The organism is Cutibacterium porci, assembly GCF_009696315.1.
Classification (GTDB): domain Bacteria; phylum Actinomycetota; class Actinomycetes; order Propionibacteriales; family Propionibacteriaceae; genus Cutibacterium; species Cutibacterium porci.
Window position 1 is genome coordinate 729,629 of record NZ_VUMG01000002.1, and the last position, 8,933, is coordinate 738,561.

Below are 8,933 nucleotides of genomic sequence, written 5' to 3' on the forward strand. Positions count from 1 at the left end.
CCCCCGGTACGTGCCGTCCTGGCGGGCAGACCCGGAGATGACGACCTGGTCCTGAGCCTGGCACAAGGGTACGAAGGTACGCACCGTGCCGAAAAAAGACTACTCGCCGCCGCAGATCAGAATGCGGCGGCGAGTACTCGTCAGTGAGCGTAATCCCCGCGGTAATACTCAAATGCCCAGCCCGACGCAGCCCAGATGCCGATGCCGATGCCCAGCAGCGAGATCCACCACCCGAAGATCGGGCCGAGGCAGATGATGGCGACCACGAGTGCGCACCAGAACGGCCAGATACTTTGCGGCGGAAAGAATCCGATCGGCCCGGCACCGTCGATAACCTCGGCGTCCTTCTCGTCAGAAGGACGCGGGTTGATCTTCTTGGAGACGACCTGAACGTAGAAGAACACCATGAGAGCCATCGCTCCGGACAGCCCCAACGCCCACGTTCCGGCAACCTCATGGGCGGAGAACCAGTACACCGGGGTCATGATGATGTAGAACAGGCCGAGCCCGCCAAATACCCAACGTTCCGGTTTCATCAGGCATCCTCCTTGCCGGAGTGGACGAGTTCACGCGGATTCGCATCCTCGACGTCGGGGGCCAAAGCAGCCTCCGGATGGTTGATGTCGAAGGCCGGGGATGTCGACCGCACGCGGATCATCTTCGTGAAGTTATGGGCAGGCGGCGGGCACGAGGTAGCCCATTCGAGGGTACGGCCCCAGCCCCATGGGTCATCGACCTCAATATCGGGGTCGTGACGGGTGATCCATACGTTCCATGCGAATGGCAGCATCGAAATAGCGAGCAGGAAAGCACCAAAGGTCGACACCTGGTTGAGCAGCGTAAAGCCTTCCCAAGCACCGTAGTCAGCGATCCGCCGTTGCATACCTTCGACGCCAAGCCAGTGCTGGACGAGGAAGGTGGTGTGGAAGCCGACGAACAGAGTCCAGAAGTGGATCTTGCCCCACGTCTCATTGAGCATGTGCCCAGTGATCTTGGGCCACCAGTAATAGAACCCGGCGAACATCGCGAAGACCACGGTGCCAAAGAGCACGTAGTGGAAATGTGCCACCACAAAATACGTATCGGAGACGTTAAAATCCATCGGCGGGCTCGCGAGCATGACGCCAGTAAGACCACCGAAGAGGAAGGTCGTCAGGAAGCCAATAGCAAAAAGCATCGGCGTGTCGAAGCTCAATGACCCGCCCCACATCGTGCCGATCCAGTTGAAGAACTTCACGCCGGTGGGAACGGCAATCGTGAACGTCATGAACGAGAAGAACGGCAGCGAGACCGCGCCAGTCACGAACATGTGGTGAGCCCACACAGATACCGAAAGACCACCGATAGCCAGGGTTGCGAACACCAACCCGACGTAGCCGAACACCGGCTTACGACTGAAGACCGGCAGCACCTCGGTAATAATGCCGAAAAATGGCAGCGCGATGACGTACACCTCTGGGTGACCAAAGAACCAGAACAGGTGCTGCCACAAGATCGGGCCACCGTTCGCGGGATCGAAGATATGGGCACCTAGGGCTCGATCAGCCTCGAGGACAAGCAGCCCTGCGGACAGGACTGGGAAGACGACCAGAACCATAATCGAGGTGATGAGGATATTCCACGAGAAAATCGGCATCCGGAACATCGTCATACCGGGGGTACGCATAAGAATGATCGTCGTCACAAAGTTGACGGCACCGAGGATGGACGACAGACCGAGGAGGTATAAGCCCATCACCCACAGATCCCCGCCAACTCCAGGAGAGTTGATGGCGTCCGACAGCGGTGCGTAAGCAAACCAACCAAAGCTGGCGGCGCCACCGGGGGTAAGGAAGCCGCTACATGCCATCAGGGAACCAAACAGGTACAGCCAGTACGCAAACTGATTGATGCGCGGGAAAGCGACGTCGGGGGCGCCGATCTGTAGTGGCATAAAGTAGTTAGCGAACCCCGAAAACAACGGGGTAGCGAACATCAGCAGCATGATGGTGCCGTGCATCGTGAAGAGCTGGTTGAAGGTCTCCTGGTGCATGAACTGCATGCCGGGATACGCCAACTCGGCTCGAATGAGCAGGGCGAGAATGCCGCCAAAAGCGAAGAAGAATAGCGACGTACCGAAGTAAAGTCGACCAATCTTCTTATGGTCGGTGGTCGTCATGTAGTCCCAGACGAGAGCACCGAAGCTAGTCTTGCGGCGCTCCTGGCGAGTAACCGCAGGAGCTGTGGCAGTCCGTTGAGCAATGGACGCGCTGGTCACTTCTTCTCCCCCTCCTTCGATTCGGCGGTAGTGAGGGCAGCAACCGAGTTGGCAGGCTTGATCTCACCGGTGTCACCTTGAGCTTTCAGCTTCTGGAGGTGCTTGTTGTAGTCCTCAACCGACACGACATGCACTTTAAAGATCATGTTCGCGTGGTAGGTGCCACACAATTCAGCGCACTTACCGTCGTAGACACCGATCTTCGTCGGGGTGAGGTCGAACTGGTTCGGATGTCCTGGGATGACGTCCATCTTGAAGTAGAACGCCGGCACCCAGAATGAGTGAATGACGTCGGCGGAGTTGAGGTGGAAGCGCACTGACTGGTTCACGGGAAGATACAAATCCGGAATCTTCTCAATGGTTCCGACCTCGTGAGTGACGACACCACCAGCATCGGGATTCTTGGCCTCCATGTAGTTGAAGGTCCACGACCACTTCTGGCCGACAACGTTGACGACGTGCTGAGGTTGAGGATCCTTATCGAGCACCTTGTTCTCGGTACGGACGGTGTAGAAGAACAGCACGCCGATGACGAGGAAAGGAACAACGGTGTAGAGCACCTCGAGTGGCAAGTGGTACCGAGACTGACGCGGAATCGCCGGATCGCCGTCCTTACGGCGGAATTTGAAGGCGGCAAATCCTATGAGCCCCCATACGAAAACGCCAATGACAAGCGCTGCAACCCAAGCACCGATCCACATATTACCCATGTGGACGGCGCGGTCAGACGCTGGATCAACGAGACCGAGACGAGCTGCACGTCCGGGTCCAGTACTGCCGCAGCCGCTGAGGACCATCACCGCAATCGCTACGGCACAGCCACCACCGACTTTCCGAACACCACGGCTGCGACGTTGGGGCACGCCCCGGCCACGGTCGTGTCGCCAGCTGAGTCTGCGTTCCACGGCTCACCCTTCCCCACTGCACGCCCGCCCCGACGGTGGGGACAGGTGACTGTTATGTCTGTCACATCGAACAATAGCGAAAATAAGGCGCTTCGTCCGCCCAGTAGGACTGACGAAACGCCTCAATAACTCCAACGAGCCTGCCCGGACCGATGACCGGCCCTCATACCCAGCTCAGTGGAAGGAATCTCCACACGCACAGGTGCTAGTCGCGTTGGGATTGTCGATAGTGAACCCCTGCTTCTCGATGGTGTCCATGAAATCAATCGTGGCGCCTGCCAGGTACGGAGCGCTCATGTGGTCGGTCACGACGTTGACGCCGCCGTAGGTCTTAACGATGTCGCCTTCAAGATGACGCTCGTCGAAGAACAGCTGGTACCGCAGCCCCGAACAACCACCAGGCTGCACAGCCAGGCGCAACGCAAGATCGTCGCGACCCTCCTGATCAAGCAGGGACTTGACCTTTGCGGCAGCGGCATCGGTCAGAATGATTCCGTCAGTAGTGGGGACGGTAGCAGTATCGGTCATGTGGACTCCAAGAACATTTGGTGGACGGTCCCGGGAGGTGACCCGGGCGGTCGATCCTCACGGATCGGGCGGGTGTGTCGTCCCGTCGCGTGGCCCACTGTATCCACAGCATGCCCTCCACACCGAACGGTTGCGGTTCAGCGTGCAGCGGAATATGGGCCGCTCGGGCGACATCAGCCAGGGATAAGGCCATCCCCGGCTGGGTTTTCCGATAACCAGACGGAGACTTCTTCGATCGTCGCGGACACGTCGGGAACGATGAGATCTGAATCGACGATGGTGTCGTCAGCAACTGGAGTACCGACGGCCCGTACGGACGACACCAGCTCGGTCAGCGCTTCGGTGAGCTCATTCTGTGACCCCGTCTCAATGGCATGCTCAACGCAAGCGTCAATGCGATTGAGATGATCAATTTCGGTGTCTGGCACCTGCCACTGGCCCTCCCCAACGATACGAATGATCATGACTGATCCCCCTGACGTCGCACTGACCGGGATCCTGACGGCGGGTTTGTTGCATTGTCAGCGCCGGGCTCAAGTTCCGGGGTGGACTCACTACGCCCCATCCCCAACTGGGCCTTCATAGCCGACAGCTCAGCGTCAATGGCATGGTCGTTAGCCAAGTTGTCGAGCTCCCGAGTGATGTCGTCGCCGTAGCTGCGGGTGGGGTCCTCGATGGCCCCGGTTTCCATGAGCTCATCCATAGCTCCTGCTCGCGCCTGAAGCTCCATAGTCTTGTCTTCAGCCCGCGTGATTGCCATCCCGATGTCGCCCATCTCCTCATTGAGGCCGGTAAAGGCCTCGTTGATGCGAGTCTGAGCTTCCGCAGCGGAGTAGCTGGCTTTGATGGTCTCCTTCTTCGTGCGGAAGGCGTCAACTCTCGCCTGCAAGCGCTGGGAGCCGCGAATGAGCTTCTCCTCCTCGGCCTGCAGAGTGGCGTACTGGGTCTGTAGGTCATTGAGCTGGGCTTGGAGAGTCGCCTTCCGGGTCAAAGCCTCGCGGGCAAGATCTTCGCGGCCCTGCTGAAGGGCGCGACCGGCAGCGTTCTGCATCTTGTCGACGTCGCCCTGCAATTGGTTCATCTGCAGCTCGACGCGTTTACGGCTCGTGGCGACGTCGGCGACGCCCCTGCGCACCTTCTGCAACATGTCGAGCTGACGCTGGTAGGAATAATCGAGGGTCTCACGCGGATCCTCGACCTTGTCGAGGGCCTTATTCGCCTTGGAGCGAAAGACCGTCGAGAGTCGTGCAAATATGCCAGCCATAGGTGGAATCGAATCCTTCCCCTTCGATGCTTGAGGACTCTAGGAAGTCGTCAGCGTTGCGGTTGCCTGACCATTAGCGTACGGGACTGCGCAACATCAACAACAGCAATACCCGTACAATCTTCTCAGCCCAGATAGGGTCGCGCCGCCTGGAGCAAGCCAGCGAGCGCGCGAGGACGACATACAAAAGGATGGATCGTGGGACTGTTCCGACCCTACGAGCAGGGAGCCAGTAAGAAGGCCGTACCGACGGAGGAGACCGTCGAGGTAGAGTCGGGGTCCAGTAGCGAGTCCTCCCCTTCCTCGGCCACCACGCGCACTACGAAGGATGCGCCGACCGCCACGCCGCAGGGATCGGCAGGTAAGCAGGGATCGGCAGGTAAAGAGCGCCACACCGCTGCCAGCGGATCACCCAGTGCGCAACAGAAGACCCAGTCCCGACACACCGCGAAGAAAGCGCCGACGCCAACCCGCGCTGAAGCCGAGGCTGCCCGTCGTCAACGACTCAACCCGACGCTAAGTAAGAAAGAGGCTCGTAAGCGCGAACGCCTAGCCAAGCGTGAACGCCAGGCAGCTGCGATGGAAGCAGCCGAGCGACGCCCAGAGCGCGGATACCTACGCGACTACGTTGACTCCCGTTGGACTTTTAGCGAATTCATCATGCCGATCTTCCTAGCCGTCATGGTGATCTGGTTGGCCATGCTCTTCATCGCCCCAACCGCTGTCGGGGCCATCAATGCCATGTCGCTGGGCATGTTGATTGTGATGGTCCTTTGGCTCATTGATTCTTGGCGCCTGTGGCATGGCGCGAAGAGGGGTATCCGAGCCCGGTACCCCAACGCTCCCCTCCGTGGTCTTTGGGCTTACCTCAACAACCGAGCTATGACAGTGCGTCGCTGGCGCAACCCGGCTCCGCGCGTCGAGCGTGGGGAAAAGATCAAGTAATCTCATTGCCAAGATCGACACAAGATCTACACACAAAGAAAGACCGACTGATAGCTCTGCAGGGCACAGACGTGGTTGTCTTATAGACATGAGTTACTCGTGGGTTTTTAAACAGTCGCACGTCACCGTCACAGGCGCCGAACACCTTGGCCAACTCGGAGCTGGCCAGCAATTTGCCTCCCAGGAGGAGGCCGAAGCGTGGCTGTCCGAAACCTGGCCTGACCTGCAAGATGCCGGAATCGATGAAGTCACACTTATGGACGATGACGATGTCGTCTACGGTCCGATGGGACTGTCAGAGGAGTGATCGCGGGCCCTCACGGTCTGCCAACTCAGGACCGCGCCGAAGACCGTCAACGCGGCTCCCAGTCCGATAACGGTGGGACGGGACTGGGCGACGGAACGACGACGTTGCTCATACGTCTGCACGGTGTCCGTATGCGTCGCAGTGTACGTGGCTTTGTGGCAGGTATCTCCAGGGTGCATTTCGACGCCTCGGCACGAGATTGTGGGCGAAGCCATCACAACGATTCCCCATACCAACAGAGCAACCCCGGCTATGACGACGATGACGTCGAGAACCAAGCGGAGCTTAGGATGGCTCGCGCCACCCGGCGGCGCGCCGTGCTGTACCGAGGTTGTAGAGCTCACAAACTCACCATACTGACGACTCATCGTGACCGCACTGCCGCACGCGTGACGTCCCTCGACTAGGCTGCACGACAAGGTACCGCCCCGCCATAAGACGGGACCAACCGAATGATCTACTAAATGGAACCGTCCACAGAATGAGAGGAATCCTCGTGGCCAACAGCACCCAGCTGCCCATCCGTCCGCGTCCCGACCTGAAGGTCTCGCGCAATGCCAACGGCGCCGACGTCGTGATTGCCGGCCTGGTCGAGGGTTCCCAAGGTCCCGTCGTCCAGGGCTTGGCACCTCGCGCTGTCAAGGAAGCGGAAGAGACCTTCGGCGCCCCGCTCGCCGAGGTGGCCGTTCGCGCCGGCGGATCAACCAAGGTTGGTTCCACCGTGGTGCTGCCGTGGTCGGGCCATAGCCTCGTTCTGGTCGGTTGCGGAGCCGAAGGATTCGACAGTGAGACCCTACGCAGGGCAGCTGGTTCCGGCGCGCGGGCCGCCGCTGATCTGTCGCACGGCGCCAGCCTCAAGATCGCTGTCGACATGGGGACTGGCTCAGCTGAAGAGGTCCGAATCGCCGCTGAGGGGGCCTTGCTCGGTAGCTACAAGGTGCCGACCATTACCGCTACCTCTCATGCGCCCGAGGTCTCGACCGTCACCGTCGTGTCCAATGCCCGTGGTGCTAAACCCGAACTCGACAAAGCCCGCATCCTTGCTGACGCCGTCTACACCGCTCGCGACTGGGTGGATACCCCAGCCAATCTGCTCTACCCGAAGACTTTCGCCGCCTCAGTGCAGTCCTGGTGCAAGAACCTCCCGGACGTCACCGTCGATGTGCTCGACGAGAAAGCCCTGGCACGAGGCGGTTTCGGTGGAATCCTCGCGGTAGGCGCAGGCTCAGCCCATTCCCCGCGTCTCGTGCGGGTGGAATACGCCCCAGAAGGGGCCGCCACCACCCTCGCTCTAGTGGGAAAGGGGATCACCTTCGACTCCGGCGGCCTCGATATCAAGACTGCCGCCGGGATGTACACCATGAAGTGCGATATGGGCGGCGCTGCTGCAGTGCTTGCTGCCGTTGGCGCAATTGCCCGCCTCGGTCTCAATGTTCGCGTCATTGCTTACGGCTGTATGGCCGAGAACATGCCGTCTGGGTCGGCATGGCACCCCTCCGACGTCGTCACCATGTACGGCGGGACAACGGTCGAAAATGGCAACTCCGACGCCGAAGGACGCATCGTGTTGGCCGACGGTCTGACTCGCGCCTGCGAGGATGACCCTGACTTCGTCGTCGACATTTCTACCCTGACCGGCGCCTGTATGGTCGCCCTTGGTAATCACACCGCAGGTGTCATGACATCAGGACCTGAGGCAGCCGACACCTTGCTCGACGCTTCCGAGGCGGCTGGCGAGGACTTCTGGGAGCTCCCCATCACCGAGGAGGTGCGCGAGGGCCTGCATTCCGACATCGCCGATATCAAATCCTCTGGCGCCCGCGAGGGCGGAGCAATGCTCGCCGCAGCCTTCCTGCAACATTTCGTAACTCCGGGCATTGATTGGGCCCACCTCGACATTGCCGGCCCGGCGTATAACGAGGCCTCAGCCCATGACTACACCCCGATTCAAGGAACTGGATTCGGGGTGCGCACCCTAGTCCAGCTTGCGGAGCACTTGGCTGATTGATAGCTCATACCGTCGCTGGGGGCAGGGGTTTCGACTCCTGCCCTCAGCTACATTCAGACGACACTTTCTAAACCCAAGAATGGGACCGACTGCACATTTGGCCACAGTCAAGCTAGGCTTGCCACGAATCCGTCGCGGCTTGCAAAGGAGCTCCAACACATGTCGACCGAAGTCACTCTTCCCGCACTGGGCGAGTCCGTCACCGAAGGCACCGTGTCCCGCTGGCTCAAGGCTGTCGGAGACACCGTCGAAGCCGACGAACCCCTACTTGAGGTGTCCACCGACAAGGTCGATACCGAAGTCCCCTCCCCCGCCTCCGGCACTCTGCTAGAGATCAAAGTTCCCGAAGACGAGGACGCCGAAGTCGGTGCCGTCCTAGCCATCATCGGCGACCCCTCCGAGTCGGGCTCTACCCCCACGCAGGCCCCCAGCAGCACTCATGAAGCTGCCGCGCCGCAGCCTGAGCCCGAGCCACAGCCTGAACCCGAGCCACCTGCCTCTTCCGCTGGTGCTGCGCAGGGCGTTGAAGTCACTCTTCCCGCACTGGGCGAGTCCGTCACCGAAGGCACCGTGTCCCGCTGGCTCAAGGCTGTCGGAGACACCGTCGAAGCCGACGAACCCCTACTTGAGGTGTCCACCGACAAGGTCGATACCGAAGTCCCCTCCCCCGCCTCCGGCACTCTGCTAGAGATCAAAGTTCCCGAAGACGAGGACGCCGA

At 60.1% G+C, this 8,933-nt stretch carries 11 protein-coding genes; 4 read left to right on the plus strand and 7 right to left on the minus strand.

Annotated features, from left to right (window positions below; translation table 11 throughout):
- Positions 1-140: 140 nt before the first annotated feature.
- The 6 genes from FYJ43_RS07335 to FYJ43_RS07360 form a co-directional block, all read right to left on the minus strand.
- Positions 141-536 (minus strand): cytochrome c oxidase subunit 4, encoded by a 396-nt coding sequence (locus FYJ43_RS07335; RefSeq protein WP_154563259.1) that lies wholly within the window; start codon positions 534-536, stop codon positions 141-143.
- Positions 536-2,257 (minus strand): aa3-type cytochrome oxidase subunit I, encoded by a 1,722-nt coding sequence (gene ctaD, locus FYJ43_RS07340; RefSeq protein WP_326833429.1) that lies wholly within the window; start codon positions 2,255-2,257, stop codon positions 536-538. The genes FYJ43_RS07335 and ctaD overlap by 1 nt, the downstream gene beginning before the upstream one ends.
- A complete protein-coding gene (gene ctaC / locus FYJ43_RS07345) occupies positions 2,254-3,162 on the minus strand; it encodes an aa3-type cytochrome oxidase subunit II (RefSeq protein WP_456064352.1) in 909 nt (302 codons plus the stop codon). The genes ctaD and ctaC overlap by 4 nt, the downstream gene beginning before the upstream one ends.
- Before the next feature lie 174 nt (positions 3,163-3,336).
- Positions 3,337-3,690, minus strand: coding sequence for an iron-sulfur cluster insertion protein ErpA (erpA, locus tag FYJ43_RS07350; RefSeq protein ID WP_154563261.1), 354 nt, complete (start codon positions 3,688-3,690; stop codon positions 3,337-3,339).
- Between the two features lie 173 nt (positions 3,691-3,863).
- Positions 3,864-4,154 (minus strand): PspA-associated protein PspAA, encoded by a 291-nt coding sequence (gene pspAA, locus FYJ43_RS07355; protein WP_154563263.1) that lies wholly within the window; start codon positions 4,152-4,154, stop codon positions 3,864-3,866.
- Positions 4,151-4,954, minus strand: coding sequence for a PspA/IM30 family protein (locus FYJ43_RS07360; RefSeq protein WP_154563265.1), 804 nt, complete (start codon positions 4,952-4,954; stop codon positions 4,151-4,153). Before FYJ43_RS07360 ends, pspAA begins: the two co-directional genes overlap by 4 nt.
- A gap of 198 nt (positions 4,955-5,152) precedes the next feature.
- Here FYJ43_RS07360 and FYJ43_RS07365 point away from each other — a divergent pair, with 198 nt between their 5' ends.
- Complete coding sequence (locus FYJ43_RS07365; protein ID WP_326833430.1) at positions 5,153-5,899, plus strand: DUF3043 domain-containing protein; 747 nt, start codon at positions 5,153-5,155, stop codon at positions 5,897-5,899.
- 88 nt (positions 5,900-5,987) lie between these two features.
- Positions 5,988-6,206 (plus strand): hypothetical protein, encoded by a 219-nt coding sequence (locus FYJ43_RS07370; RefSeq protein WP_154563267.1) that lies wholly within the window; start codon positions 5,988-5,990, stop codon positions 6,204-6,206.
- Here FYJ43_RS07370 and FYJ43_RS07375 read toward each other — a convergent pair.
- A complete protein-coding gene (locus tag FYJ43_RS07375; RefSeq protein WP_229771640.1) occupies positions 6,176-6,574 on the minus strand; it encodes a hypothetical protein in 399 nt (132 codons plus the stop codon). The genes FYJ43_RS07370 and FYJ43_RS07375 overlap by 31 nt on opposite strands.
- A gap of 113 nt (positions 6,575-6,687) precedes the next feature.
- Here FYJ43_RS07375 and FYJ43_RS07380 point away from each other — a divergent pair, with 113 nt between their 5' ends.
- Both FYJ43_RS07380 and FYJ43_RS07385 read left to right on the plus strand, forming a co-directional pair.
- Positions 6,688-8,214, plus strand: coding sequence for a leucyl aminopeptidase (locus FYJ43_RS07380; RefSeq protein ID WP_154563271.1), 1,527 nt, complete (start codon positions 6,688-6,690; stop codon positions 8,212-8,214).
- 159 nt (positions 8,215-8,373) lie between these two features.
- The coding region (locus FYJ43_RS07385) for a biotin/lipoyl-containing protein (protein WP_326833431.1) at positions 8,374-8,933 on the plus strand (560 nt) is incomplete at its 3' end.